This window comes from Alcanivorax sp. HI0044 (genome assembly GCF_001634945.1).
The window spans coordinates 1-345 of sequence record NZ_LWEZ01000817.1; the positions used below are offsets into that span (position 1 = coordinate 1).

1 pseudogene is annotated in these 345 nt (G+C 58.3%); it reads right to left on the reverse strand.

Annotated elements, in window-relative coordinates:
• A pseudogene (locus A3730_RS09695) lies at positions 1-315 on the reverse strand (excinuclease ABC subunit UvrA); the annotation flags it as partial.
• Positions 316-345 lie beyond the last annotated feature (30 nt).

Below are 345 nucleotides of genomic sequence, written 5' to 3' on the forward strand. Positions count from 1 at the left end.
GTAGATTTCGGTGATGGTGCCCACGGTGGAGCGCGGGTTGTGGCTGGTGGACTTCTGTTCAATGGAAATCGCCGGGCTCAGCCCTTCGATGTGGTCCACATCGGGCTTTTCCATCATCGACAGGAACTGGCGGGCGTAGGTGGACAGCGATTCCACATAGCGGCGCTGACCTTCCGCGTACAGGGTGTCGAACGCCAGGGACGATTTGCCGGAGCCGGACAGGCCGGTAATCACCACCAGCTTGTCCCGGGGAATATCCAGGTCCACGTTCTTCAGGTTATGGGTGCGTGCGCCACGAACCAGAATGGTATCCATCTACTGCCCCTGAGTACTGTCAAAATGAAC